This is a genomic window from Antrihabitans stalactiti (assembly GCF_012932915.1).
Lineage (GTDB): Bacteria > Actinomycetota > Actinomycetes > Mycobacteriales > Mycobacteriaceae > Antrihabitans > Antrihabitans stalactiti.
Map to the genome: position 1 here is coordinate 624,010 of NZ_VCQU01000001.1, position 24,912 is coordinate 648,921.

Below are 24,912 nucleotides of genomic sequence, written 5' to 3' on the forward strand. Positions count from 1 at the left end.
CAGTGTTGAACTACCGGCACGAGTGGCTGCCGGTGGACACGGAAGAGGTCGAGCGACATGCCCGAGATGCTGCGCCCCATAGTCATCCTGTTGCTGGTGCTGACTGAGGTCGCCCTGTGGCAGTGGCGGGTCATCCTTACCGGCCGCGGGCACAAGGGCCTCCCGGCGACGCTCGGCGTGCTCGGCTCGTTGCTGCAGGTCACCGCCATCGCTCAAGTTGTCACGAACCTCAACGACCCGCTGACCGTCGCCGCCTACGCGATGGGTGTGGGCGGTGGGGTCCTCATCGGCGTTATTGCCGGGACGAGGTTCTCGTCCGAAGCCGTCGAGGTCAAGCTCGTGACGACCAAGCCCGATCTCGACTCGGCGCTGCGCCTGCGCGGCTGGCCCGTCATCGCCTACGACGGTCAGGGCAACTCCGGTGCGGTCCAGGTCCTGCAGATCATCGTCCCCGGCCGGCTCCGCTCCGCCCTGCTCGACGACGTGGAAGACCTCGCACCCCGAGCCTTCTGGACGATCGAAGACTTGCGGCCCTCCGCCCAGGCCGGTTCGCTCACCGCCCTCCTCGCCACGCCCTGAAATTCCGGCCGCTCACAGCACAGCGGTAGGGCAGGTGTCGGGCGATCGTCTGGTGGGCGTGCGCAAGCAGCCAGTCCATTGCTGGGCCGCAGGCAGGGTCGTAATCGCGGGCGGTAGTCCACACCCGTAGATAGATCTCCTCGGTGGCGTCCTCGGCCCGACCCGGATCGCCGAGCCCGCGCAGAACCACGCTGTAAATGCGGTCGCTGGTGGCGTCGTACAGGTCGGCGAAGGCGGCACGGTCACAGCCTGCGACGCGACCGATGAGTTCGGCAAGTGGGGGTACTCGTAAGTTGGGCGTCACAGTAACGGTTACCCGATGATTGCAAATCCGAATCACTGTGACGATTTACGACGCACGCGAACGCGTCAGCAGTGCTGATCGATATGCTCAGCGAACTCGTATACAAAGAGGTCGGGCTGCCGTCGAGGGTAGGTGGATGCACTGCTAGCGCTCGTTCGCAGATGGTGGCGAGCTGACTTCGACTACGCGTGGCTTCCTGCGTTTCTGGATCGCCGCGGGCTGAGTCGCCCCATGCGCGCGGTCGTCGGCGCGTGGTGCATCATCTTCGGGATCTGCGCGGTGCTGGTCCAGTTCAGCGAAAACGGGCCGCCCTCGACTGTCGCGCAAGTGGTAATCGGCGTGTTGGCCGCTAGTGCGTTCTACGCAGGGGCGCGCTGGCCGACGGCTCCATGGCCGCCCGAGCATCGGTCGCTGTGGTTCGTGTGCTGGACCGACATAGGTATGGCGGTCGCAATCTACTTCGGAACCGCAGACAGATTGGCTGCGTTACCGGGATGCGGACTCTTCGTCGTCATTGGGATGTACGTGGCGGTGATGCACAGCCCGCGCACCCTCACCATCCACTTGGCATTCGCATTGTCGGTCTGCGCGACGCTGACGGTCTCGATCGCAGTCGGCGCGCACACGGATATCCCGATCCTGATCGGCCGCGCGCTGATCTTGATGGGATTGATCGTGCTCATCCCGATCTCACTGCATGCGGGGGTGGCGTTTCTCAAGGAAGACGCTCGCGAGTCGCTCCGCGATCCATTGACCGATTTGCTGAATCGGCGCGGACTCGAATTCGAGGCGCAGCGACTTCTCGGAGTTCCGACGACAGAAACGATTGCGACAGTGGTCATGATCGTCGACCTGGACCGATTCAAGGGACTCAACGACAACCACGGTCACGCCGGCGGGGACGCCGCGCTACGAGCGGTCGCGACCCGCCTGGCCCGCGCTGTCCCGGCACACGGCTTGATCGGCCGACTGGGAGGCGACGAATTCGCAGCGCTCTTCCTCTGCCGAACCAACGAGTTCGAAGCGCGGACCGACGCGATCCACAACGCAGTTCACTGCCCGGGTGACGCGGTTCCGACCACCGCGAGCAGTGGCGCCTGGATACTCGTCAGGGAAGATCCGCCGGTCGAGTGCGCATTGGACGACGTCCTGGCACCCGCAGACTCGGCTATGTACGAGGCGAAGCGTGCGGGCGGGAATAGGCTCGTCCGTCGATCGTCACCTCGGGCCGGTGCCTGAGACGCCGCTCAGGGCGCTCGGTGTTTTCCAGCAGCCTGCCGAGTACGAGGGCGATCGGCACGGACGCCGCGAGCCACGTCACAATCACGATTGTCCACATATTTTCGGTTTCCCGCCTTCTCCACCACCCAAACCTAGACGGCGGGCTCCCCGACCGGCTCGTCGACAGCCGCCTTCGCCTGCAGATCTCGAACCCCGGAATTGATCAAATACCGGGTAGCGGTGTTGGCCAGCGCAGTGGCGGCCGCGATGTCGGACGCGAGCCATTCCCGCTCCACGTCGGAATACAGGTCGAGAACGCCGATCGAGTCGCCCCCGAGAACGATGGGAATCGAGCACACGGCCGCGACCCCGATATGCCCGGCGCTGTTGGCGAAGAGCGGCCACCGTTCGGTGAAGGTCGCGAGGTCGCCGGCCGACGCCGCTGCGCCGCTTTCGAACGCCGACTGCGCGGGGCCCATTTGGTAACGCTCGCCCCACAGTTCGATATCGGTGATCTTCTTGTCCACGGCGGTGGCGAAATACAGCCGACCGTCGGCAGCAAGGCTGATTCCTGCACTGGACAGGCCGAGAATCGCGGCGACCGCATCAGCCAAGTCGTCGAGAGCTGTCTGGCTCTCGTTCGGGCTCGGCAGCTTTTCGGTGAATTTAGCCAACGCGACGGAAAAGGTCTTCTGGTCGTACATGACATCCCTCGGTTAACGCCGTCCACTCGGACAGCTGACCGCGACACAAGACCGAGGGCCCAAACCAGGGAGCGCGTCGCCGTTACTAGTCAACGCTACGCCCCGAAGGGCATGGGCCAAAGTCGTTACGACAGCTAAGATCAAGAGTGGCGGGGATACCAACCTGGGTAAGGACTTTCACATGTCGACAAAGAACCTCACAGCAAAAGCAGTTGCCACGGTCGCTTTGGCCTTGTCGATCGGAGCGCTCGCGGCACCCACCGCCAACGCGGAACGTCCGTCGTACGTCCCCGAACCCACCCCCGCATTGCAGGTGGGCTCGTCCAACATCGGGATCTGCGCGAACGTACCGATCTGGCCGTTCCCGGCCATCGGCATCTACCTCTGCATCTGAATTACGCTATGGCGTGAAAAATGCTGCAGCACAACCGGCCTCGTCCGCAGTGCGGACGAGGCCAGGTCGAGCCGAACAGGTGTGATCAGCTTGCAGGCGGCGTCAGAACCGTGTCGATGAGGTAGACGGTCGCATTGGCGGTATGCACTCCGCCACAGATGACCGCTGCATCGTTGACCTTCAGGTCGTTACCCGAACCGGTGACTTTCACGGTCCCACCCTCGACCGTCTTATGGTCTCCGGCGACCTTGCTGGGGCTGGCCTGGCCCGGAACCACATGGTAAGTAAGGATTTTCGTCAGCGTCGCCGAGTCGGTCTTCAGACTTTCGATGGTGGCGGGATCCAACTTCGCGAACGCGCTGTCGACCGGCGCGAAGACGGTGAACTCACCACCGTTGAGGGTGGAGACCAAGTTCACGTCCGGGTTCAATTTGCCCGACAGAGCAGCCGTGAGCGTCGTGAGCAATGGGTTGTTGGACGCCGCCGTCGCGACCGGGTCCTGCGCCATGCCCGTGACCGAACCGGGGCCGGTCGGTACCTTGCTCGCATAATCCGAGCAACCGGGACCGACGAGGTCTGCCGCCGGGTCCGCCGCCGAACTAGTCATCGCCGAAGCACTCGACGTCGTCGAGGTCGCGGAAGAATCGGACTTGCTGTCGTCGCTGGAACAGGCCGAAAAGCCGATCACACCGATGGCCGCCAGGCTGGCCGCGACGATCGTGCGTTGCTTGATTTTCACTGAAATGACTCCTTCGTCGTTCGCCGCGCGGTCGCGCACCGAGTCATGAAGGTCTTCGGAGCACTCCCCCGCGCGGATATGTCCGAATTCATTTGTATTCCGGCCCAAGCCGATTGGGCCTCGGTGCCGAATGCTGTGCATGAACACCCTCGCTCTCATCGGCCTTCTCGGTGGATTGGTCACCGGAATCTCACCGTGCATCCTTCCGGTGCTTCCGGTCATCTTCTTCTCCGGCGGCGCGCAGAGCGCACGGGTTCCTGGGGCAGAAGAGGGAGAGCCGTCGAAGTTGCGGCCGTACCTCGTTATCCTGGGTCTGGTCGTCAGTTTCTCGGCGTTCACGCTGCTCGGGTCGACTCTGTTGGCGGCGCTCGGACTGCCGCAGGACGTGTTGCGATGGTTCGGCCTGGTAGTGCTCGTGTTGATCGGCATCGGGCTGATCGTCCCGCAATTCGAATACATCCTGGAGAAACCGTTCTCCTGGATTCCACAGCGTCAGGTCAGCGCCGAACGTGGTGGATTCGTTCTCGGGCTAGCGCTGGGAGCGGTCTACGTGCCCTGCGCAGGACCGGTCCTCGCCGCGATCGCCGTTGCCGGATCGACCGGTGAAATAGGCACCGACACAGTAATTCTCACGGTCTCTTTCTCGATCGGCGCGGCAATTCCGTTGCTGTTCTTCGCTCTTGCCGGCCGCCGAATCGCCGAGCGAGTCAAGGCGTTCCGGCAGCGGCAACGGACGGTCCGACTCGTCGGAGGCGTTCTGATGATCGCTCTCGCCATCGGACTGGTCTTCGATCTGCCAGCACTGCTGCAGCGCGCGATACCTGATTACACGAGCGCCTTGCAGGACAAGGTCGGCGAAAAACTGGACCTCGGTGGGCTGGTGAACGACCAGAACAAGGACCTCGACAAGTGCACCAACGGCAATGCCGAGCTCGAAAGCTGTGGCACTGCACCGGATATCACCGGGATCACACAGTGGTTGAACACACCGGACGGGCAAGCCGTCGATCTCGCCAGCTTGCGCGGCAAAGTGGTGCTGATCGATTTCTGGGCGTACTCGTGCATCAACTGCCAGCGATCCATCCCGCACGTCCGCGACTGGTACGACACGTACAAGGACGTCGGCTTCGAGGTCATCGGAGTCCACTCCCCCGAGTACGCATTCGAGAAGGAAGCTCGCAATGTCGCGTCGGGCGCCGAAAAGCTGAACATCGACTATCCGATCGCTTTGGACAACACTCTGTCCACCTGGACCAACTACCGCAATCGGTACTGGCCTGCGCACTATCTGATCGACGCAACCGGAGTGGTGCGGCACGTCAAATTCGGCGAAGGCGGCTACGCCGACACCGAGAATCTCATTCGGCAACTGCTCGAGACGGCCAAGCCCGACGCGAACCTGCCGCAGAAGACTGCGAACGCCGATGAAACTCCGACCTCGAGCACGACGCCCGAGACCTATCTCAGTGTCGGCAAGCAGGTGAACTACGGCGGCTCCCCCAGACTCGTCGAAGGCGAGGGCGGCTTCGAATTCCCCTCGATGCAGGCAGCGGATACGTTCGCGCTGCGCGGGCGCTGGAACGTCGATTTCCAGGGCGCTACCGCAGTCGACGACAAGGCCGCCATCCAGCTGAAGTATCACGCGAAGCAGGTGTTCATCGTCGTCGGCGGGCAGGGCACGATCACCGTCGATCAGAACGGGCGCCGGGAGACCATCCCGATCAGCGGTCCGCCGACGCTCTACAAGATCCACGACGGCAGCGCAAACGACCCAGGAAATCTGGTCGTCGAACTCGGCGCCGGCCTCCAAGCTTTCTCGTTCACATTCGGGTGATTGAGATGACACCAGTCCAGAGCGTCCTCGGCAACGAACACTCGGTACAGACGATTGCGCCGGACCAACGCGATCGCCACCGACTACAGCTGCGGAGGTGCACGCCGTTGAGCATCGTTGGCCGACATCGCCTTGGGAACAACGACCCTGCCGGTTCACCCGATCTTGACACGACGTACGACGCCTGCCCGTTGCCCAACAGCGACGTAATCTCCGCGAGAGCCAAGGAGGCAGACCACCTTCGCGAACTACTGCGGCGGGTCGGAAAGTCGGACCGGGACGCATTCGCCGAGCTGTACGACGCCACGGCAGCGCGGTTGTACGGAATGGTGCTGCGGGTGCTGCGCAATCCTGGCTACAGCGAGGAGACGACGCAGGAGATCTACCTCCAGATCTGGAGCACCGCGTCGAAATACGACCCGAACCGAGGCTCGCCGCTCGCGTGGATGATGACGATGGCGCATCGTCGGGCGATCGATCGCGTGCGCTCCGAGCAGTCGGGCGCCAATCGGGAAGCGCAATACGGCTGGAGCACCTACACACCTGACCACGACAGCGTCGTCGAAACGGTCGCGCAGCGCGACGAATCAGACGCAGTCATCGCATGCCTGCACACTCTCACCGCGACGCAGCAGGAAGCTGTTCGGCTCGCCTATTACGGCGGCCTGACGTACCGAGAAGTCGGCGAAAAGCTTGCCGTCGCTCTGCCAACTGTGAAGTCCCGCATCCGCGAAGGGCTTCTGAAACTCAAGAACTGTTTGGGGGTGTCCACCGATGAATGACGATGAAGACGGACGATCGGGTAATGCGGTGAACATGTTCGATCGTGGCCTGCTCAGCGCGGCATACGGATACGCGCTGGATGCAATCGATTCCGCCGAACGTGCCGATATCGAAGCTCGACTCAAAGCGGCGAGCGGCGATATGAGGCAGAACTTCCGCCGAGTCGTCCGAGAGCTGCACGAGACGATGGCAGTCGCCGCCGCAGCGGCCACGACGTCACCGCCGCCCGAGCTGCGCTCCCGCATCATGGACGCGGTCGGCCTGCTGGAGCCGGAAGTGCGCGACAACCGCAAGTGGCGGCGCATCGCCATCGCCGCCGCGGCAGCTGCCGTCGTCGGACTCGGCGGCGTCGCAGCAGTCCAGCTGACGGCCAATCAGCGCGGCAGCGTCGTCGACCTCGTGATGCAGGCACCGGACGGCAGGACCGCAACGGTCAGGCTCGCCGGTGGCACCGCAACCCTGACCTACTCCCACGAGAAAGACTCGGCGGTCCTGGAGTTCGAAGGTGTGACGCCTCCGGAGGCAGGCAAGGTCTATCAATTGTGGTTGTTCAAGGGTCCGCCGCAATCGGCGGGCACGGTGGCGGCGAGCGATCTCGGATCGCGACGCGTGATCACCGACCTCGGTCCTGCAACGGCGTTTGCGATCACCGTCGAGCCCCTGGGTGGCTCCCCTGCCCCGACCTCCGCCCCGATCGCCTCGGTCACGCTGACGTCTTGACACCCACCCCTCGTGAGTCTTTTAGGAGTCCAGAGACTCCGAAAAGACTCACGAGGGTGGGAGCAGTCCCTTCTGCTTCGCCTGCACGACCCAGCCGGGGTACTCGTTCATCATGAGGTCGTAGAGCTGACCGTCGGGAAGCGACGCCGGGTCGGCGACCGAGAAGAAGTCGGCGTTGTCGAGGAATCGGCCCGGCAGGTCGTCGAGTTCTTCGAGGAACTTGAAGTCGCCCGTTGCGAGCGCCGCGAGCCTGGCGCCCAAGCCGCCGCCGGCAGGCTTGGTCCTACCGAACATGCCTTTTCGTTGCTGCGGTGGCGGAGGCGGTGCACTGGGCTGGAGCGGATTGAGGTGCTTGGCGTTGTCGTACGCCGGGTCCGGGATGACGTTCTTGGTGGACTGTCCGAGCGCCATGAACTGCCAGAACAACGGCTCGAACGACGACCACGTGACCTGGTTGCGGGTGCCGTTCTGATCGGTCGTCTGACCATCGGTGACGAACATGACGTAGACGGGCAGCTTGTCGGGGCGTGGGGTATTACGAGGTCCCCCACCGGATTCCGGGAAGTAGAACCGCCGGACCGCTTCCATCGCGTGGTTGTAATTGGTGCCGCCTTCGAGCGGACGCCTGCGCAGCAGACCGTCCACCCAACCGCCATAGTTCTTCAGATCGAGCGGACCCTCCTCGTATCCCCCTGTGCCGAAGGTGAATACGTCGCATGCGCCGTCGTCGTCGAACTGGACAGCCAGACCGAGAATCCGCTCGCACAACTGCTGCACCTTGCCGGACCGGTACAGCGGGTGCATCGAACCCGAGATATCCAGGCACAACGCAACTCTTGCCCGGTGCTCGCTCAACCCCTTCTTCTCGAGGGAGATGCCCGCCTTCTGGACCATCTTCACCATGTTGGGCGGCTGGCCTTGCAGCTGCTTCTGCAGGCGGACCCCCTTGCTCATGCTGATCGACTGACCGCCAGCCTGCTGTGGCGGCGCCTGCCGGGGCGGCGCTTGCCGGGGCGGCGCTTGCGTCGGTGGGGGTGGCGGCGGGGCGGCAGCGGGCTCGTCGTCGACGGTGATGCCGTAATCGCCTGCAAGTCCAGCCAATCCAGAGGCCCATCCCTGCCCGACAGCGCGGAACTTCCACGCGCCGTTGCGCTTGTACAGCTCCCCGAGCACGAACGCTGTCTCGGTTGCCGCAGGCGGGACATCGAAGCGGACCAGCTCGTTGGCGCCGGTCTCGTCGAGTACCCGGACCGCCAGACCCCCGACCTGGCTGAACGGCGCGCCGTCTGCCGATGCGGTGACCGCGACCGTTTCGATTGCGGCGGGCATCGCTGCGAGATCGACGCTGAGAGCGTCCCTCGTACCGGACTTCCCGAGGTGCCGGACCGTGCCCTCGGCAGAGCTCGGCTGGTTGTAGAAGATCATGTCCGCGTCGGAGCGGACCTTGCCCGCCGCGGTCAGCAGCAGGGCCGTTGCGTCGAGATTCGGCCCACCTGCCCACACGACCTCGACGTTGACTTTCCGGACTCCTGCGGGGAGCCCGACGTTGCCGCCCTTGGTAATTGTCGTCACGGAGCCACTCTAGGTCGGACAGTCATGACCGTCGAGGCACATCGAACTGTGCGAGCTCTGTCCGTAATGCCTGAATCTGGTTCGACAGATCCGCGACCTGAGCGCGCGTCGCCGCCTCGGACCGCTCGTCTTGCTCGGCGACCCGCTGAATCATCCACGACGCCAAGGTCGCGGTGATGACACCGAGCAAGGCGATCCCCGCGGTCATCAACCCGAGCGCGATCAGCCGGCCGGTGTCCGTCACGGGATAAAAATCGCCGTAGCCCACGGTGGTGACGGTGACGGCCGCCCACCACAGCGCGTCGCTGAACGACTTGATGCTCGACGCCGGGTCCACACGCTCCGCCTCCAGTACCGCAAGGGAGGACACGAAAATCAGGAGTCCGGTACCGCCCGCGGCGTAGAGCACGACACGACCGCGAAACGCCGTTCCCACGGATCGCTGAAAGACCCCGACCAGGGTGACGAGGCGCAGCAGCTTCAACGGCCGCACCAACGGGAGGACGACGATCGCGAATTCGTACCAGTTGCGAACGAACCATCGGCCCCGTTCTTCGGACAGGTAGAGCCGGATCAGATAGTCGACGGCGAAGAAGAACCAGGTCACGTACATCAGCGACTCGACGACGGTGCGTGGCGTACCGCTGGGTTGCGCGAGGACCGAGAACGCGTACGCGACCAAGAACGCGAGCGCCGCCCCCATCATCGGCCAGTCGGTCGAGTGATGCCAGGCGTCCTCGGTCAGGTGTAGCTCGTGCGTCGGGTGCTCGGAATCGCTGGACATGGGACACAATTCTGACGCCCGAACGGGCAAACGGTCAGATATCGCCATTCAAGCGGGGAACGTGTTCTACTGAAAGTATGACCATGGTTGCCGTCGACGTCAGCCGGGCTGGATTATGGGACGCCGAGGCGCTGAGCGACGTTGCGGCAGCAACATTCCCGCTTGCGTGCCCCCCGAATGCCACGCCAGAGGACATCGAGGTTTTCATCGATGAGGCCCTGTCGTACGAGCGATTCGGCGAGTACCTTTCCGACCCGAATCGCACAGTTCTCAAAGCAACAAAGAACGGGAAGATCGTCGGGTACGCGATGCTCGTCGACGGTCCACCCGAGGATCCCGCCGTCGCCAAGGTCGTGACGCTCCGGCCGGTCCTCGAGATCAGCAAAATGTACGTCCTGCCCGGCCAGCACGGCAAAGGGGTGTCGACTGCGTTGATGTCGGCGGCCGTCGAGTTCGCGCGCCGTGGTGATTTCGCCGGCGTCTGGCTCGGCGTCAACCAACACAACCAGCGCGCGCAGCGGTTCTACACCAAGAACCATTTCGAAACCGTGGGGACGAAGACGTTCCAGGTGGGTTCGCAAACCCAGCACGACTTCGTGATGCAACGCGCGGTCTAGCTGGTTGCAGCCTCGAAGCGAGACAGGGCTAGGAGCCGAGATGTCGCGCGCAGGTACTTCTTGCGGTAACCACCATCCAGCATTTCCTGCGTGAAAATCTGGTCGAGCTTGGCGCCGGACACCTTGACCGGAATGCTGGCGTCGTAGAGCCGGTCGGCGAGGACGACGAACCGCAGCGCAACCGCCTGATCCTCCACCGGATGCACATGTTCGATGAACACCGACGTCACGCCCGTGACGAGCTTGCCGTAGCGCGACGGGTGCAACGTGCTCAGGTGCTTGCACAGTGCGTCGAAATCGTCGAGTGTGGCGCCGGGCGTGGCATTGGCCCGATCGATCAACATGCTGTCGGTGGCAGGTTCGGGTGCGGGCGGCAGGTCGCGATGCCGGTAGTCGGGACCGTCGACGCGGATCGTTTCGAAAATCGCCGCGAGCTTCTTGATCTCGCGCAGAAAGTCCTGGGCAGCGAACCGGCCTTCGCCCAGTTGGCCGGGCAGCGTGTTCGACGTCGCGACGATCGACACACCGCGAGCGGTCAGTTCGGCGAGCAGCCGTGAGATCAGCATCGTGTCGCCCGGATCGTCGAGTTCGAACTCGTCGATGCACAGCAGGCTGTTCGCTGCGAACTCTTCGACGGCCTTGGTGAATCCGAGCGCACCGACTACGTGGGTCAATTCGACGAACGTGCCGAAGGACTTCGGTCCGGGCGCGCTGTGGAAGATCGACGCGAGAAGGTGGGTCTTGCCGACACCGAATCCGCCATCGAGATACAGGCCAATACCGGTCCCTTGGGACTTCTTGCCGAAAAGTCCGCGCTTCCCCGACCGGATCTTCGGCAATTTTTCGGCGAACTCCGCTGCCTTCGACACTGCGACCCGCTGGGTCGGCTCGTCCGGATTGGGAATGTAGGACGCGAAACTGACGTCGTCGAACATGGGCGGCGGCACCAATTGCGCGACCAATTGGTCGGCAGGCACAACCGGATTGCGATCGACGAGACGTTCGGGCATGGGCAAAACCCTAACGACGTGCTCTTATCTGTCTTGTGCAGCCTAACGATAATGGGACCCACCTCACACGGGCATCCTCGCTCGACGCCGACCAACTCCGCGACCTCTACGCCTATCCCGCCGAACTCGGTCAGCCTTGGCTTCGGGTCAATTTCATTTGCAGTATCGACGGTGCGGTCACCGTCGACGGACGCTCAGGTGGACTCGGAACACCATCGGACAGAAGAGTTTTCGCCGCGCTACGGGAGCTCACGGACGTCATTCTCGTCGGCGCCGGAACCGTGCGAACCGAAGACTATCGAGGTGCCCGGACCAACGAGCGTCTGCGGGAATGGCGGCTGGAACACGGCCTCGCAGCCGTCCCGCCCGTCGCGGTGGTGTCGGCCAGCGCCCACCTCGACCCGGCCGCGCGGTTCTTCACCGACACGAGCGTGCCACCGTTGGTCTTGACCTCCCAGCGTGCTTCCGACGTGGCCAAGAACCGGCTCACCGAGGCAGGCGCGCGCGTGCTCGAACTCGGCGCCGACGCGGTGTCGACAGTCGCCATCCTCGACACCCTTGCAGACCTGGGCCTGCACAGAGTTCTGTGCGAAGGCGGCCCGTCGCTGTTCGGTCAGTTCCTTGCCGACGATGCGGTCGACGAGTTGTGTCTGACGACGTCACCCGTCCTCGCGGGAGGTCCGACGGGCCGAATCTCGTTCTCGCCGAAGTCGGTCGACAACGCTATGGCGTGCGGTCATATCCTCGCCGACGACGACGGCACTGTGCTCACCAGATGGGTGCGCGCCCGGTAGCGCCGGGAAACCTGGCAGGCTGTGCATATGCGTTGGACAACCTTGGCGGCCGTCGTCGGCACCGTCGCGATGCTGTGCTCCGCCTGCGGCGCCGGACCATCGGACCGACCGGTGGTCGCGGTGAAGCAAGGTGTGGGGGGCGACAACCCGAATCCGACGACGACAAAGCCCGCCGACCAGGCGCCCGCCCTCGAGACGCCGAAAGGCGACCTCGAATGGCGGGACTGCAAAGCCCTGCTCAATCTCTACGGTCTAGGTCCGGGACCGGACGGCCTGGTTCTGCAGTGTGCGGAGTTCAACGCGCCCGTCGAATCGAACGGGTCGGTCTACGGTTCGGTCGCGATCGGCGTGCTGCGCGCCAAGCTGGCGAACACTCCTGCCGATGCGCCGCCGCTGGTGCTCACGTCCGGGTCCGATCGCCCGTCGACGATGACGCTCACCGCTCTGGCGTCGGGTCAAGGTAACGCGATCCTCAGTGCACGGCCGATCGTCGCAATCGACCGTCGCGGCATCGGTGACTCGATGGCAATCGACTGCATGAAGGCCGAAACGCGGCGCGGCCTCAACGACCTCGGCCAGTTCACCACCGCGAACGGGCAGGACGCGGTCGACACGGTCTCGGCCCTGAGTCAGGACGCGACGATCGCGTGCAAGGACTACCTGCAGCCGCAGGAGATGGCATTCGACACCGGCCATGGCGCGGACGATCTCGAGCAGTTGCGCAAGGTGTGGGAGGTCAACACGCTCGCGATCATGGGCACCGGCAACGGCGCAAAGGTTGCACTCGCTTACGCCCAGAAGCACCCGAAGAACGTCTCGCGGCTGATTCTGGACTCCCCCGAAGGCTTCGGACTCGACGCGACGACCCTCACCGAACAGCGCCTGCAGGGTGCAGAAGCGGCGATCACCGGATTCGCAGGCCGATGCACCGGCATCAAATGCTCGCTCGGCGCCGATCCGCGGCAGGCGATCATCAACCTCGTCGAGAAAGCGAGGGCGGGTCAACTGGGGTCCATCTCGTCGAATGCACTCGTCACCGCGATTTCGGGTTTCCTCGGTTCGCCGCGCGCCGATCAAGGCACTCGCGTTGCCGAACTGTCCGATGCGTTGAGCGCCGCGGATCGCGGCGACTACACCGCACTCAACGGACTGATCATGCGAGCGGAAGCACAGACGAACAGCGACGGGCAGTTCGTCAACCGTTGCAGCGACGGCCAGCAATGGCCCACGCCGGCGAAGGTCCGCGAACTACAAACCGAGTGGGGGAAGAAGTACCCGATCTTCGGCCGCGACGGCGCTACCGGGATGCTGGCGTGCTCAGCCTGGCCTGTTGCGTCGCCGCAGAAGGCCCCGACGGACCTGAAACTCCCGGTCCTCGTCCTCAGTTCCGATGCCGACCCGATCACCGGCAACGGCGGACTGGCGTCGGTGACGGGTGCGCTGAACAGTGGCGGGGCCCGGGTTGCGGCAATCAGCTGGCGCGGCTGGGGTCACCCGGCTTCGGCGCACTCTGGTTGTGTACAGCAAGCGGTCGCCGCGTACATCGAGTCGGGCAAACTGCCGAAGAACGGCACAGTCTGCCCGGCTTGACCGGGGTGTCCGACCGGCGTCGGTAGCCGATCGGTGTACCGTTCCCGAGTGTTCTTAGGACAGCTCGAGCCGCGGACTGCGCGCACGACCGCCGACGCGATCAGATACGCGATGTGGCCCCTCGCCATCATGACCGTGCTGCATCGGGTGCTGGTCAAGGCCGTCAGCGGCTACATCACCGACGATTTCAAGCCGGTGTACGAGGCCGCCCTCGCCTTTCTCAATCGGCGCGAGGTCTACAACGCGAACTTCGATTCCGTCGACCCGCACTACCTGTATCCGCCGAGCGGAACACTGCTGATCTCGCCGATCGCGATCATCGATCCTGAGAAATCGCGCTGGATCTTCATCTCGGTCAACGCGGCAGCAGTGATACTTGCCGGATATTTGCTGCTAAAGCTGTTCGACCTGGGTATCAAGTCCGTCGCCGCACCGATCCTGCTGTTCGGAATGTTCTCGTCAGAGACGGTCACCAACACGTTGATCTTCACCAACATCAACGGTGTCGTGCTGCTCGCCGAAGTCGTGTTCATCATGTTGCTGCTGCGGCGAAAAGATCTGTGGGCAGGTGCGGCGATGGGTCTGACCATCGCGGTCAAACCCATTCTCATTCCGTTGCTGTTGCTTCCGTTCGTTCGCGGCCAATGGAAAGTCTTCGTGACCGCATTCGGCATTCCGCTGATTCTGACCGCCATCGCGTGGCCGCTTTCGGTGGATCCGATGAACTTCTTCAAGCGCACCGGGCCCTATATTCTCGAAACTCGCGACTACTTCAACAGCTCGATCAGCGGCAACGGCGAGTATTACGGTCTGCCGCCGTGGCTGACCTGGGGCCTTCGCTTGCTGTTCGGCGCGATGGTTCTGATCTCGCTGTGGATCCTGTACCGCTATTACCGCACCGACGAACTGTTCTTCGTCACGACGACGTCCGGGCTGGTCCTGACCGCCTCGTTCCTGCTGCCCTCGCTCGGCCAGATGTACTACTCGATGATGCTGTTCCCGTTCCTCATGACGGTCGTGCTGAAGAATTCGGTGTTGCGTAACTGGCCTGCCTGGTTCGCGATCTACGCCTTCATGTCCTACGACGGCTGGCTCTCGACTCGCTTTCCTGCCGAAGGCAGGCTCGCCGAATACATGCGGACCACGTTGGGTTGGAGTCTGCTGATCATCGTGATCTTCTCGGTCCTGGGCGATCGATACCTTGCGGCTCGGCGCGAAGGCCGCCTCGACGTGTCGCTCGACCCGGTCGAGCCAGCTCCAGCGCCGGCCAGTGTCACAGAGTTGTCAGACTCTCTTCGCTGAAACCTATTAGCGTGGAGGCATGAGTTCAACCGAATCGAAGCCTCCCGTCCAGCTGAGTGACGATGAGTGGCGCGTGCGCCTGACACCAGCGGAATTCAAGGTTCTCCGCCTGGCTGGCACCGAGCGCGCATTCACCGGCGAATACACCGATACCAAGACCGAAGGCGTCTACGAGTGCCGCGCCTGCGGAGCCGAATTGTTCCGCAGCACCGAGAAGTTCGACTCGCACTGCGGCTGGCCGTCGTTCTTCGACCCTAAGGATTCCGACGCCGTCATCCTGCGGGAGGACCGGTCGCTGTTTCAGCGCCGCGTCGAAGTGTTGTGCGCGAACTGCCACAGCCACCTCGGCCACGTCTTCGAAGGCGAGGGCTACAACAACCCGACCGACAAGCGGTACTGCATCAACAGCATTTCGTTGCGTTTGAAGCCGGCCGAAGGCTAGGCGGCTGCGCCGCCCGTGCGTGAGTTTGGCCTCCGGAGGGGCCAAACTCACGCACAGTTGCCGAGGGCGCAGCTATGGTCGGCAAGTGTTCCGCCACGGGGTCATCATCGGCAAGTTCTATCCGCCGCACGCCGGTCACCACTATCTGATCCTCGAGGCGGCGGCCGCAGCGGAGAATGTCACCGTCGTGGTGATGGCGTCGGTGACCGAATCGGTGTCGTTGGCCGATCGGATCACGTGGCTGCGCGCTGAGCACGAAGGCGTGCCGGGAGTCGCCATCAGCGGAATCACCTGCGACGCACCATTCGACCTCACTTCCCGCACCGTGTGGGCCGCGCAGACGGCATGTATGAAAGCTGCGGTCCGCGTGGTCAACACCGAACCTGTGGACGCGGTGTTCACCAGCGAGGCCTACGGCGACGAATTGGCCGGCTGGTTCGGCGCCAAGCACGTCTCGGTCGACCCGGACCGCGGGCATGTCCCGATATCGGCGAGTGCCTGTCGAGACGATCTGGCTGGCATGTGGTCGCAGTTGAGCGAACCGGTCCGGATTGGGTTGGTCACGCAGATCGTCGTCGTCGGCACGGGCGCCGCTGATATGAGTCGCCAACTGACCGAGCATTATCGCGGCCGCGGCGGAATTTGGGCCAAGACCGACGACACGCCAAGTTCACCGGTCCTCATCCGGGACGTCGATCCATACCAGCACCGACCCCCCGGCTCGGAATATCTCGTTCTCGATGAAGACGACGAGTCCACCACCAGGTTGGTCGACGCACTCACCGCCGCAGGTCAATCCTGGATTCTGTTGACCGGCACGCCAGCGGAACGACTCGACCTCGCGGTCCGGGTGTCGGACAAGGCGATCGCGTACCGCGCGAAATTCGGTCCGCGCGGCAACTGACTCGTGAGTCTTTTTGGAGTCCATAGACTCCTAAAGGACTCACGAGGATTGGGTGCTACGGGAGTGCGGCGATCAGCTTGTCGACGTCGACGCGCGGACCGGTGAAGAACGGAATCTCTTCGCGCACATGCAGTCTCGCCTCGGTGGCACGGAGATCACGCATCAAGTCGACGATGCGGTGCAGCTCAGGAGCCTCGAACGCCAGGATCCACTCGTAATCGCCCAGCGCGAACGAACTGACGGTGTTGGCACGAACATCGGGGTAGGTGCGCGCAGCTTTGCCGTGGTCGGCGAGCATCTTGCGGCGCTCCTCATCGGGCAGCAGGTACCACTCGTAGGACCGGACGAAGGGGTAGACGCAGATGTAGTTACCCGCCTCCTCCCCCGCGAGGAACGCCGGGACGTGGCTCTTGTTGAACTCTGCGGGCCGATGGATCGCGACGTTGCTCCATACCGGCGCGCTGGCTTTACCCAACGCTGTCGTGCGGCGGAAATCGGAGTACGCGGTCTGAAGGTCTTCGACGTGCTCAGCGTGGGTCCACAACATGAAGTCGGCATCGGCGCGCAAACCCGCGACGTCGTAGATCCCCCGGACCACAACGCCTTTGTCCTCGAGTCCTTCGAAGAAGATCCGCGCTTCTTTGATCGCAGCTTCACGGTCGTCGCCGAGAACGCCCGGCTGAACTTGGAATACCGAGAACATCAGGTAGCGGATCGTCGAATTCAATGCTTGGTAATCGAGGCGTGCCATAGCTCTATCGTGCCACTAGCCTCGTGGCCGCCGCCGCGCCGGAGGCCACACAGGCCGGCACTCCCACACCGTGCAGGAACGCGCCCGCGATCTCGATGCCGTCGAGCTCCGCGATGCCTGCCTCGACCGCGGCGACACGGTCGAGATGCCCCGGACCGTACTGCGGCAGGCCGTCGGGCCAATGCTGGACGAGCGCGTCGACCGGTTCGGCCAGTACTCCGGAGACCACCGCGAAGTCCTCGCGTGCCGCGCCGATCAGTTCCGCATCGGACCAGGCGCTGACCGGATCGCCGAACCGGCCGAACGACGCGCGGACCAACTTCACCTCGCGCTCGGCGAGATGCGGCCATTTTCGGCTGGACAACGTGAATGCTTTGGCCCGCAACGGCTCTCCGGTGGCGACCAGAATCCCGGACCGCTGGGGTAGCTCGACGCCGGCAGGAAATGCGAGCGCGACGAGCGCCGATGATGCGAGTGGGACCTCACGCAGGGCTTGCGCGGCGGCGTGGTTGAGCCCGGAGAGCAACTCGGCCGCCCAGCGGGCAGGCAGTGCCAACACCACGCCGTCGACGGGGCCGATCCCGCCGATCGCCCACTGACCGCCTGGCACGCGAGTGATCGTCTGTACTCGCGTTCCCACTCGGACGTCTGCTGCGGACTCGCGGACCAGCGCGTCGAGCAGCACGCCGTACCCGTCACGAATCCCGCCGAACACCGGTGCCGTGGACGGCGGCGGCAACGCCCGCCGGACCGCCTCGGTCAGGCTAGGGGCGCCGTCGTCCAATGCTGTTGCGAGCGTGGGCAATGCGCCTCGCACGCCGATCGTCCGGGATGACCCCGAGTAGACGCCGCCGAGCAACGGGTCCACCGACCGCTGGACCACCTGCTCGCCGAACCGTGCCGCGACGAGCTCTTCGACGGTGCAGTCGGACGTGCGGTCCCAGGCGAACTGGGTGGTGGGTTCGGCTTCGATCTTGGCCAGAGTTTCGCCGTCCACCAGCCGGTCCAGGTACTCCGGACCTGCCGGGATGCCCATCAATGTGCCTGGCGGCAGCGGTCGGGCATCTCCGTCCGCCCAGATCACCGGCCGTAGCCCCGACGGGTGCACCAGCTGATCTGCCAACCCCAACTCACGCAGCAGAGCGGGCACCTCGGGGCGACGTCCGACGAACGCCTCGGCACCGATGTCGATGTCGTCTCCCGCGAGCGAAACGGTCCGTAGTTTGCCGCCGACGCGGTCCGACGCCTCAGCGATCACGATTTCCGCGTCAGGACCGAGCGATTGGCGCAGCTTGTATGCCGCGACAAGGCCAGAAATCCCCCCGCCTACGACAGCGAACCTCACAGCGAGTGCACCAGCTCCACCACAGCGGTCAGGACGCCCGGATCGGTGGCAGGCAGCACGCCGTGACCGAGGTTGAAGATGTGTCCGGCCGAGCCGAGCTCGATGGCACGGTCGCCTTCGGCGACGATTCTGCGCACTTCCGACTCGACCGCCGCCGGCCCTGAGAACAGGACGGCGGGATCGAGATTGCCCTGCAACGCTTTACCGGGTCCGACGCGTCCGGCGGCGACGTCGAGTGGGATCCGCCAGTCGACCCCGACCACGTCTGCGCCTGCCTCCCCCATTGCCCCGAGCAGTTCGCCAGTCCCGACGCCGAAATGGATCCGCGGGACGCCTGCGTTCGCGAGTTCGGCGAAGACCCGCTCGCTGTGCGGCAGAACGTGCGCGCGGTACTGCGCGAGCGACAACGAGCCCGCCCAGGAATCGAACAGCTGAATCGCGTCGACACCGGCCCGGACCTGCGCCTGCAGGAACGCGATGGTGATGTCGGTCAGCGCTCCGAGCAGCGCGTTCCACGTCGTCGGATCGCCGTGCATGAGCGCTTTGGTGCGTTCGAGGTTGCGGCTCGGCCCACCCTCGACGAGGTAGGACGCGAGCGTGAACGGTGCACCTGCGAAGCCGATCAGCGGGGTATCCCCCAGCTCGGCAGTCAGCAGCGTGATCGCATCGGTGACCGCACCGACTTCTTCCGGGAGCAACCGGGGCAACGCGGCCACATCCGAGGTGGTCCGGACGGGATTGGCCACGACCGGTCCGACGCCTGCGACGATATCGAGGTCGATGCCTGCGGCCTTGAGCGGAACGACGATGTCGGAGAACAAGATCGCAGCGTCGACTTTGTGCCGTCGAATCGGCTGCATCGTGATCTCACACACCAGCTCGGGGTTGAAGCACGATTCGAGCATGCCCACGTCGGACCTGATCGCTCGATACTCGGGCAACGACCGCCCGGCTTGGCGCATGAACCACACCGGTCGATGGCTGGGAGTTTGCCCTGTAGCGGCGGCGAGGAACGGCGCGTTGCTCAGCAGTCTGCGGGTCGGAATGCTCATCGGTGCCATGCTCTCACGAATCGGCGCGCCTACCTGCGCGGGCTGGCGAGTGAGACTACCGTTCGAGATTGTGACGACGTCTGCCGCCGAACCGGCTCCGTTTCGCGCCGCAATCGACGCGATGCTTTCGGCGACGGTGCACCCCAGCATCGAGCTGGGACCCATCCGGCCGCCGCAGCGCCTTGCGCCGTATTCCTATGCGATCGGCGCCGAGGTGAAGCACCCGGACAGCGACAGCATTCCTGAACAATCCGAAGGCGACGCCTTCGGCAGACTGATCCTGCTGTACGACCCCAACGGTGACGAAGCTTGGAACGGCACTCTCCGCTTGGTCGCCTATATCCAAGCCGACCTCGACGCCGCTCTTGCCGCCGACCCGCTCCTCCCCGAGGTTGCTTGGAGCTGGCTCGTCGATGCGCTCGAGTCACGCAGCGAACCCCTCAACGCCCTCGGCGGCACGGTGACCGCGACCAGTTCGGTCCGCTACGGCGACATCGCCGGACCGCCCCGCGCCCACCAACTGGAACTGCGCGCATCGTGGACCGCCGTCAACGCTGCCCTCGCACCACACGTCGAGGCCTTCGGCGAGGTGCTCGCGTACGCGGCCGGACTTCCCCCTGCCGGAATCACCGAGCTTCGCGCCTAACGTCCCAAACTGACTAATTGGGGATATCGTGCGGCGATGAGCCTCGCACTGGTCAGCGCGCTAGCCTCAGCCCTCTGCTACGGCATCGCGAGCGTTCTGCAATCGATCGGCGCCCGCAAGACGGAGGCATCGGCCACCGTCGACCCTCGCCTCATGATTCGCCTCGCACAGTCACTGCCGTACGTCATCGGAGTGGCGTTCGACGTCCTCGGTTTCCTGGTCTCGCTGGTCGCACTAAGGGACCTGCCGTTGTTCGTCGTTCAGGCAATCGTCTCGTCGTATCTCGCGGTTGTGGCCGTCCTTGCGGTGTCGTTCCTGCATGCACGCCTCGGCCGGACCGAGTGGCTCGCGATCGGCGTAGTCGTCCTCGGATTGATCTTGCTTGCCTTCTCGGCCGGACCAGAAGGCCCTGCGACCCTGGCGACGCCTGGTCGGTGGGCTCTCCTCGCGTTCGGAGTGCTCCTCGCGATCGTGGCGTGGGCAATCGGAAGCGTCAGCGGACGAGTCGGCGCGCTGCTGATCGGTGCTCTGGCAGGGCTTGGATTCGGCTTGGTCGGGGTCGCCACACGCGTGCTGCGAGACCCCATCACCGTATCCGGACTACTCACCGATCCCGCGGCCTACGCCGTGGCCCTCGGTGGCCTGCTCGGCATGTTGCTGTTCGCCACCGCATTGCAACGCGGGGCGGTCACCACTGCGACCGCTGCGACCGTCGCCGGCCAGACCTTCGCCCCGGCCTTGGTCGGAGTGCTGGTGCTCGGTGACCACACCCGGCCAGGTCTGGGCATCGTCGGTCTCGTCGGCTTCGCCCTCGCAGTGGCTGGCGCGATCACGCTCGGCAGGTACGGCGAGCTTTAGACCTTTAGACGCAGGCAGGGGACGGGGTTGCCTGTGCACTTGTGATGTAGCACGCCCAGCCCTGCGAGATCTTCCATTCCCCGTCGTCCGCGACGAAGCCGATGACCGACGGAGTCTTGTGACCGTCTGCGAGCGCCACCGTCACCGTGGCAGCGAGCCTGCCACCGCCGAGGTCGGTCACGCGATCCACCTGAACGGTCTGCTGCGCGTCGGCGAATGCGTTGGCCACCTGGGTGATCAGCTCGGGATCCTTCTCGTCACCCTTGACTCGCAAGGTCTTCGTCCGTGCGGCGATGGTCGGGTCCAGCGCTTCCTGTAGGTCGGCGTTGAGCGAGACGGCATCAGGGGTGGGCGGTGACGTCACCGAATCGCCCTCGCGCGGCATCGAATCTGCATACAGCTCCTCGGCGATCGCCCGAAAGATCGAGTCGGCGCCTTCGGGCAACGTCAGTCCGGGGTCGTACCGATTGACCGCGACGGCGATCGTGGCGTCGTGCTCGGGCAGGTAGTAGACCGCGGTGCTGTATCCGAGAACGTCTCCGCCGTGGCCGAGCCAGCCCGACATGTCGAACAGTCCCAGTCCGTAGTCGGCGCCCTCGCCCAACGAGGTGAACTGCGTTCTGGCTGCGTGCGTCTCGGGCTTCAACAGCGTGCCGGTCGCGAGTAGCTTTCCATATTTCAGGAGGTCACCGACGGTGGAGATGGCTGCGCCCGCTGCCGTGAACTCCGAGGGTGGCGTCGACGCCGTGACGTCGGTCTGCACGTCGTAGACGTACTTGTACCCGTGGCTGGCCGGAGCGGGCACAGCGGAACCTGCTGGATACGACGAGTTCTTCAGTCCGAGATCCGCCATCAGGTCGTTGATGACGTCGCGCGCTGGTGTGCCGGTCACCTTCTCGATGACCAGGCCGAGCAAGTAATACTCGGCGTTGTTGTAGACCGTCGCTTTGTCGGGAGCAGTCGCCTTGTCGGGGTGCGCGCGAATGATGCGCAGCCCGTCCGTGGCCTTCCAACCGGGCGTTTGTGGGTCGGCGAAATAGTGTTCGGCAAACTCCGGATCGCTGGTGTAGTCGTAGACGCCGCCCCGCATGCCTAGCAGATTCCGCAGCGTGATGGCGTCGCCGTTCGGCACCCCGTCGACGAACTTGCTCAACGAGTCGTCGAGAGTGAGCTTGCCCTCGTCCGCTAGCCGAAGCACCGCAGTTGCGGTGAAAGTCTTTGTGATACTGCCGATTCGGAAGTGATCGTCGACTGCGGACGCTCGTCCGGTCTCGACGTCGGCGGTGCCGTAGGCGTGGATGTAACTGCCGCGCTCGGGATCCGACACGGCGACGACCGCGCCCGGAATCAGGAACGCATCCAGCCGGGCCTGCACGATCGTGTCGATCTTCGCCGCGAGGTCGGTGCGCAATTGCGGCTCGGTCGCAGTGCCGTGGACAGTCGCGCACGACGCAACCAGCGCAGCCAGGAGCACGATGAGCGCCGTTCGATGGCGCCGAATGTTCTCGATCACCTATACGCAAACGCATCGGCGTCCGGCGGCGTTCACATGCCGTCGGGTTTGTTATCCAACGTAGATGTAAGAACAATCCGACAATTCAATCGTACGTCCAGTTCGTTTATGCCCCACAAATCGGGGATTCCAGTCCGGCGCAATTTAGGGGTAACGCAGGCGGCGTTTCGCTGGATACCAATAACAAATCGGAATACCCTCGCCGAGACTCGGAATTGTTTCGCCAATGAGGGAAGAACGGGAACGAGTGATCAGCGTGGTTCGTGTGGTCAGCGCTCGGGCGCAGCGCAGTATCGGAGTCTGGCTGCGAGAGTGTCCAGCGGTGGCAACTCCGTCGCTGATGGCGAAGACCACGGGCGGACTATTCCTGGCTGGAGGTTCGCTGGCCACGGTGGTCACCGCGCAGATGCCTGCAGGCTCGTCCGGTGTCGTGGTGATGTGCACGGCAGCGCTCATCGGGGTCTGCGTCGGAGCCGTCTTATTGGTGTACGGCGAGCGGCTTCGGCCGTGCTCGTATCAATTTTTCATCGTCATCGCGACGACGTTGATAACGGTCGCCATTTATTCGGCGCCCAGCGATACCGCGGCGCTCGCGATTGCGAGTTTCTACATTTTGGTCGCATGCGACGCATTCGCGTTCTTCGGTTGGTTCGCGGCTACCGCGCAGGTTGCATTTGCCATCGCGAGTTGCATTTGGGTCCTGACCACACACGGTGTGCCGTGGTGGTCCGGTCTGGCAATCGGAGGTGCAGCCACGGCCGTGAGCGTGTTGATCGGCATCTTGGGCCGGCTGGCGACCGAGGGCGAGGTCGACACGTTGACCGGACTGCCAAACCGTCGTGGACTCGATCGCGCACTGAACCTCGAACTTGCTCATGGCGCACGGCCGACCGTGGTGCTCATCGACATCGACGACTTCACCTCGTACAACGATCGTTTCGGCGACGCGGCAGGCGACGCAGTATTGCGAGATATCGCCGACACGTGGTCGACGATCTTGGGCGCGAATCGATTCCTGTCCCGGTCCGGGGGCGACGAATTCACCGTGATGGCCGGTGATGCGACAGAAACCGAGGCCACCGAGCTTGCCGCCCGGCTGCGACTGCACAGTCCGCTGGGACTATCGGCAGGTATCGCGACGTGGCAGCCCGGCGATTCGGCGTCGATGCTCGTCTACCGCGCGGATGTCGGGCTGTATCACGCGAAGTTGGCCGGCCGTAACTGTTCTGTCGTCGAGCCCGCATAGCCGGCGTCTGCCCGCGCCCATTCCAGGAACCTGGCGACGCCGGCAACCACGTGCGCGCTTCGAATCGAAGGAAACACATCGAATGCGTGCTGCCCGCCGCGAAGTTCGGCGTACGCAACTGGATTTCGCGAGACCGACCGCAATTTGTCGACGAAAGCACGGGCTTCGGCCACCGGGATCAACGAGTCGTTGGTGCCGTGCACCACGAAGAACGGCGGCGCGTCCACATGCGCGCGCGCATACGGCGACGCAGCTCGGTAGCCGTCCGGATCACGGCCGAACACCATCGGCATGATTCGTGATTTCACGCGCAGCCGAACGTTCCTGATATCCGTCTCGCCAGCGATGTCCATCGGTGCGTAGTGCGGTACGCACGCCGAAACAGTCGTGTCCGCGGATTCGAACCCCGGCTGCAGCGAGGGATCGTTGGCGGTCAAGGCCGTCATCGTCGCGACATGACCGCCGGACGAGCCACCGGTGATTGCCACGAACTCCGGTGCCGCACCATAGGTACCCGCATTTTCGCGTAGCCATGCAATCGCCCGCTTTGCGGCGACGAGTTGCTCGGGCCATTTCGCTTTCGGCGCCAGCGGATAGTTCATCGACGCACATACCCAGCCGCGCGCCGCCATCTCGAACATCAACGGCAAAGCCTGATGGTCCTTGTTGCTCGTCACCCACCCGCCGCCGTGGATGTTGAGCAGAATCGGAGCGTTGGTCGGGATGTCCTTTCGATGGAACAGGTCCAGTCGAAATCGCTTCCCACCCTCGGCGTAGGCGACATTGCGTAGCCGCACGACATCGGGCCGCTTGGGTCGGAACGGGTAGCCGATCCGCTGCCATTGCACGGCGGGCTCCAGGGTCCACGCGGGCAGTCCGACTCGATAGTCAGCCCCAAGCGCGGCTGCGAGTGCACCCTCCACCTCGACCGCTGCTCCCACGCCGGCAGCGATCACGGCACCGAGGCCCACCGCCGACAGCCCAGCAGCGGCAAGGCCGACCTTTGTACTGCGGTCGCGTACGCCGTGCCGGATCACTGTCACGGCGCTGTCGGCAACCGTGGCGGCCAGCAGGTGCGGAGCCAACTCCGCGGTCAGCCACCCCGCGAACATCACAGGTACCGACGCCGGCATTCCCGGCAGCGGCCGGACTGCGTTCGCTGCCAGCGCCAGCCCCGTCGCTTGCCTCAACATGAACTTTTCGGTCAT

Annotated in this window: 26 protein-coding genes; 14 read left to right on the top strand and 12 right to left on the bottom strand. The window is 64.2% G+C overall.

Annotation, left to right across the window (positions count from 1 at the left end; genetic code table 11):
- Positions 1-57 precede the first annotated feature (57 nt).
- Complete coding sequence (locus FGL95_RS03105; protein ID WP_169584694.1) at positions 58-579, top strand: DUF5698 domain-containing protein; 522 nt, start codon at positions 58-60, stop codon at positions 577-579.
- On the opposite strand, the gene FGL95_RS32165 is transcribed toward FGL95_RS03105, so the two are convergent.
- Positions 554-883 carry a sigma factor gene (locus tag FGL95_RS32165; RefSeq protein WP_169584695.1) on the bottom strand — a complete coding sequence of 110 codons (330 nt, stop codon included), beginning with the start codon at positions 881-883 and terminating at the stop codon, positions 554-556. The genes FGL95_RS03105 and FGL95_RS32165 overlap by 26 nt on opposite strands.
- Before the next feature lie 132 nt (positions 884-1,015).
- Here FGL95_RS32165 and FGL95_RS03115 point away from each other — a divergent pair, with 132 nt between their 5' ends.
- Positions 1,016-2,122 (top strand): diguanylate cyclase domain-containing protein, encoded by a 1,107-nt coding sequence (locus FGL95_RS03115; protein WP_169584696.1) that lies wholly within the window; start codon positions 1,016-1,018, stop codon positions 2,120-2,122.
- Between the two features lie 134 nt (positions 2,123-2,256).
- Here the strand turns inward: FGL95_RS03115 and FGL95_RS03120 are convergent, their stop codons facing one another.
- From FGL95_RS03120 to FGL95_RS03130, 3 genes are all read right to left on the bottom strand, one after another.
- Positions 2,257-2,808 carry a GAF domain-containing protein gene (locus FGL95_RS03120; RefSeq protein ID WP_169584697.1) on the bottom strand — a complete coding sequence of 184 codons (552 nt, stop codon included), beginning with the start codon at positions 2,806-2,808 and terminating at the stop codon, positions 2,257-2,259.
- A gap of 177 nt (positions 2,809-2,985) precedes the next feature.
- Positions 2,986-3,186: a YadA-like family protein gene (locus tag FGL95_RS33110; protein ID WP_169584698.1), complete on the bottom strand. Its 201-nt coding sequence runs from the start codon at positions 3,184-3,186 to the stop codon at positions 2,986-2,988.
- A gap of 101 nt (positions 3,187-3,287) precedes the next feature.
- The gene (locus tag FGL95_RS03130; RefSeq protein ID WP_420838020.1) at positions 3,288-3,935 is read right to left on the bottom strand and encodes a fasciclin domain-containing protein; all 648 of its coding nucleotides are present in this window, start codon (positions 3,933-3,935) and stop codon (positions 3,288-3,290) included.
- A 145-nt stretch (positions 3,936-4,080) separates the two neighbouring features.
- Between FGL95_RS03130 and FGL95_RS03135 the strand changes: the two genes are divergently transcribed.
- From FGL95_RS03135 to FGL95_RS03145, 3 genes are all read left to right on the top strand, one after another.
- Positions 4,081-5,775 carry a cytochrome c biogenesis protein DipZ gene (locus tag FGL95_RS03135; protein ID WP_169584700.1) on the top strand — a complete coding sequence of 565 codons (1,695 nt, stop codon included), beginning with the start codon at positions 4,081-4,083 and terminating at the stop codon, positions 5,773-5,775.
- 191 nt (positions 5,776-5,966) lie between these two features.
- Positions 5,967-6,557, top strand: a complete 591-nt coding sequence (locus FGL95_RS03140) for a sigma-70 family RNA polymerase sigma factor (RefSeq protein ID WP_240962740.1) — start codon at positions 5,967-5,969, stop codon at positions 6,555-6,557.
- Entirely contained in the window at positions 6,550-7,278 is a 729-nt protein-coding gene (locus FGL95_RS03145; protein ID WP_169584702.1) for an anti-sigma factor, read from the top strand. The genes FGL95_RS03140 and FGL95_RS03145 overlap by 8 nt, the downstream gene beginning before the upstream one ends.
- A gap of 48 nt (positions 7,279-7,326) precedes the next feature.
- Here FGL95_RS03145 and FGL95_RS32840 read toward each other — a convergent pair whose 3' ends face one another.
- Together FGL95_RS32840 and FGL95_RS03155 are read right to left on the bottom strand one after the other, a co-directional pair.
- Positions 7,327-8,850, bottom strand: coding sequence for a VWA domain-containing protein (locus tag FGL95_RS32840; RefSeq protein WP_169584703.1), 1,524 nt, complete (start codon positions 8,848-8,850; stop codon positions 7,327-7,329).
- Positions 8,851-8,872: 22 nt separating this feature from the next.
- Entirely contained in the window at positions 8,873-9,634 is a 762-nt protein-coding gene (locus FGL95_RS03155) for a potassium channel family protein (RefSeq protein WP_338079687.1), read from the bottom strand.
- Positions 9,635-9,711: 77 nt separating this feature from the next.
- Here FGL95_RS03155 and FGL95_RS03160 point away from each other — a divergent pair, with 77 nt between their 5' ends.
- Positions 9,712-10,251, top strand: coding sequence for a GNAT family N-acetyltransferase (locus FGL95_RS03160; protein WP_169584704.1), 540 nt, complete (start codon positions 9,712-9,714; stop codon positions 10,249-10,251).
- Here the strand turns inward: FGL95_RS03160 and zapE are convergent.
- Complete coding sequence (gene zapE, locus FGL95_RS03165) at positions 10,248-11,261, bottom strand: cell division protein ZapE (RefSeq protein WP_169584705.1); 1,014 nt, start codon at positions 11,259-11,261, stop codon at positions 10,248-10,250. The genes FGL95_RS03160 and zapE overlap by 4 nt on opposite strands.
- Before the next feature lie 35 nt (positions 11,262-11,296).
- On the opposite strand from zapE, the gene FGL95_RS03170 reads away from it, so the two are divergent.
- The 5 genes from FGL95_RS03170 (at position 11,297) to FGL95_RS03190 (ending at position 16,293) form a co-directional block, all read left to right on the top strand.
- Positions 11,297-12,055: a pyrimidine reductase family protein gene (locus FGL95_RS03170; protein WP_338079688.1), complete on the top strand. Its 759-nt coding sequence runs from the start codon at positions 11,297-11,299 to the stop codon at positions 12,053-12,055.
- A 27-nt stretch (positions 12,056-12,082) separates the two neighbouring features.
- Positions 12,083-13,645 carry an alpha/beta hydrolase gene (locus FGL95_RS03175; protein WP_169584706.1) on the top strand — a complete coding sequence of 521 codons (1,563 nt, stop codon included), beginning with the start codon at positions 12,083-12,085 and terminating at the stop codon, positions 13,643-13,645.
- A 48-nt stretch (positions 13,646-13,693) separates the two neighbouring features.
- Positions 13,694-14,947, top strand: coding sequence for a glycosyltransferase family 87 protein (locus tag FGL95_RS03180; protein ID WP_338079689.1), 1,254 nt, complete (start codon positions 13,694-13,696; stop codon positions 14,945-14,947).
- 19 nt (positions 14,948-14,966) lie between these two features.
- Positions 14,967-15,389 (top strand): peptide-methionine (R)-S-oxide reductase MsrB, encoded by a 423-nt coding sequence (msrB, locus tag FGL95_RS03185; RefSeq protein ID WP_169584707.1) that lies wholly within the window; start codon positions 14,967-14,969, stop codon positions 15,387-15,389.
- Between the two features lie 85 nt (positions 15,390-15,474).
- The gene (locus FGL95_RS03190) at positions 15,475-16,293 is read left to right on the top strand and encodes an adenylyltransferase/cytidyltransferase family protein (RefSeq protein ID WP_169584708.1); all 819 of its coding nucleotides are present in this window, start codon (positions 15,475-15,477) and stop codon (positions 16,291-16,293) included.
- 55 nt (positions 16,294-16,348) lie between these two features.
- On the opposite strand, the gene hemQ is transcribed toward FGL95_RS03190, so the two are convergent.
- The 3 genes from hemQ to hemE are packed head-to-tail and all read right to left on the bottom strand — an operon-like array spanning position 16,349 to position 19,450.
- Entirely contained in the window at positions 16,349-17,044 is a 696-nt protein-coding gene (gene hemQ / locus FGL95_RS03195) for a hydrogen peroxide-dependent heme synthase (RefSeq protein WP_169584709.1), read from the bottom strand.
- 4 nt (positions 17,045-17,048) lie between these two features.
- Positions 17,049-18,389, bottom strand: coding sequence for a protoporphyrinogen oxidase (locus tag FGL95_RS03200; protein WP_169584710.1), 1,341 nt, complete (start codon positions 18,387-18,389; stop codon positions 17,049-17,051).
- Positions 18,386-19,450 carry a uroporphyrinogen decarboxylase gene (hemE, locus tag FGL95_RS03205; RefSeq protein WP_169584711.1) on the bottom strand — a complete coding sequence of 355 codons (1,065 nt, stop codon included), beginning with the start codon at positions 19,448-19,450 and terminating at the stop codon, positions 18,386-18,388. Before hemE ends, FGL95_RS03200 begins: the two co-directional genes overlap by 4 nt.
- A gap of 61 nt (positions 19,451-19,511) precedes the next feature.
- Between hemE and FGL95_RS03210 the strand changes: the two genes are divergently transcribed.
- Together FGL95_RS03210 and FGL95_RS03215 are read left to right on the top strand one after the other, a co-directional pair.
- Positions 19,512-20,087: a DUF3000 family protein gene (locus tag FGL95_RS03210; RefSeq protein ID WP_169584712.1), complete on the top strand. Its 576-nt coding sequence runs from the start codon at positions 19,512-19,514 to the stop codon at positions 20,085-20,087.
- A gap of 36 nt (positions 20,088-20,123) precedes the next feature.
- The gene (locus FGL95_RS03215) at positions 20,124-20,945 is read left to right on the top strand and encodes a DMT family protein (protein WP_169584713.1); all 822 of its coding nucleotides are present in this window, start codon (positions 20,124-20,126) and stop codon (positions 20,943-20,945) included.
- Positions 20,946-20,949: 4 nt separating this feature from the next.
- On the opposite strand, the gene FGL95_RS03220 is transcribed toward FGL95_RS03215, so the two are convergent.
- Positions 20,950-22,458 carry a serine hydrolase gene (locus FGL95_RS03220; protein WP_169584714.1) on the bottom strand — a complete coding sequence of 503 codons (1,509 nt, stop codon included), beginning with the start codon at positions 22,456-22,458 and terminating at the stop codon, positions 20,950-20,952.
- A gap of 226 nt (positions 22,459-22,684) precedes the next feature.
- On the opposite strand from FGL95_RS03220, the gene FGL95_RS03225 reads away from it, so the two are divergent.
- Positions 22,685-23,704 (top strand): GGDEF domain-containing protein, encoded by a 1,020-nt coding sequence (locus tag FGL95_RS03225; RefSeq protein WP_169584715.1) that lies wholly within the window; start codon positions 22,685-22,687, stop codon positions 23,702-23,704.
- Here the strand turns inward: FGL95_RS03225 and FGL95_RS03230 are convergent.
- Positions 23,656-24,912, bottom strand: coding sequence for an alpha/beta hydrolase (locus tag FGL95_RS03230; RefSeq protein ID WP_169584716.1), 1,257 nt, complete (start codon positions 24,910-24,912; stop codon positions 23,656-23,658). The genes FGL95_RS03225 and FGL95_RS03230 overlap by 49 nt on opposite strands.

Excerpts from the sequence above, each read along its gene's own strand:
- FGL95_RS03160 (WP_169584704.1), top strand. The coding sequence starts at position 9,712 with ATGACCATGGTTGCCGTCGACGTCAGCCGGGCTGGATTATGGGACGCC.
- hemQ (WP_169584709.1), bottom strand. The coding sequence starts at position 17,044 with ATGGCACGCCTCGATTACCAAGCATTGAATTCGACGATCCGCTACCTG.
- FGL95_RS03175 (WP_169584706.1), top strand. The coding sequence starts at position 12,083 with ATGCGTTGGACAACCTTGGCGGCCGTCGTCGGCACCGTCGCGATGCTG.
- FGL95_RS03215 (WP_169584713.1), top strand. The coding sequence starts at position 20,124 with ATGAGCCTCGCACTGGTCAGCGCGCTAGCCTCAGCCCTCTGCTACGGC.
- FGL95_RS03155 (WP_338079687.1), bottom strand. The coding sequence starts at position 9,634 with ATGTCCAGCGATTCCGAGCACCCGACGCACGAGCTACACCTGACCGAG.
- hemE (WP_169584711.1), bottom strand. The coding sequence starts at position 19,450 with ATGGCACCGATGAGCATTCCGACCCGCAGACTGCTGAGCAACGCGCCG.
- msrB (WP_169584707.1), top strand. The coding sequence starts at position 14,967 with ATGAGTTCAACCGAATCGAAGCCTCCCGTCCAGCTGAGTGACGATGAG.
- FGL95_RS03105 (WP_169584694.1), top strand. The coding sequence starts at position 58 with ATGCCCGAGATGCTGCGCCCCATAGTCATCCTGTTGCTGGTGCTGACT.
- FGL95_RS03120 (WP_169584697.1), bottom strand. The coding sequence starts at position 2,808 with ATGTACGACCAGAAGACCTTTTCCGTCGCGTTGGCTAAATTCACCGAA.
- zapE (WP_169584705.1), bottom strand. The coding sequence starts at position 11,261 with ATGCCCGAACGTCTCGTCGATCGCAATCCGGTTGTGCCTGCCGACCAA.
- FGL95_RS03225 (WP_169584715.1), top strand. The coding sequence starts at position 22,685 with ATGAGGGAAGAACGGGAACGAGTGATCAGCGTGGTTCGTGTGGTCAGC.
- FGL95_RS03230 (WP_169584716.1), bottom strand. The coding sequence starts at position 24,912 with ATGACCGAAAAGTTCATGTTGAGGCAAGCGACGGGGCTGGCGCTGGCA.
- FGL95_RS33110 (WP_169584698.1), bottom strand. The coding sequence starts at position 3,186 with ATGCCGATGGCCGGGAACGGCCAGATCGGTACGTTCGCGCAGATCCCG.
- FGL95_RS03145 (WP_169584702.1), top strand. The coding sequence starts at position 6,550 with ATGAATGACGATGAAGACGGACGATCGGGTAATGCGGTGAACATGTTC.
- FGL95_RS03135 (WP_169584700.1), top strand. The coding sequence starts at position 4,081 with ATGAACACCCTCGCTCTCATCGGCCTTCTCGGTGGATTGGTCACCGGA.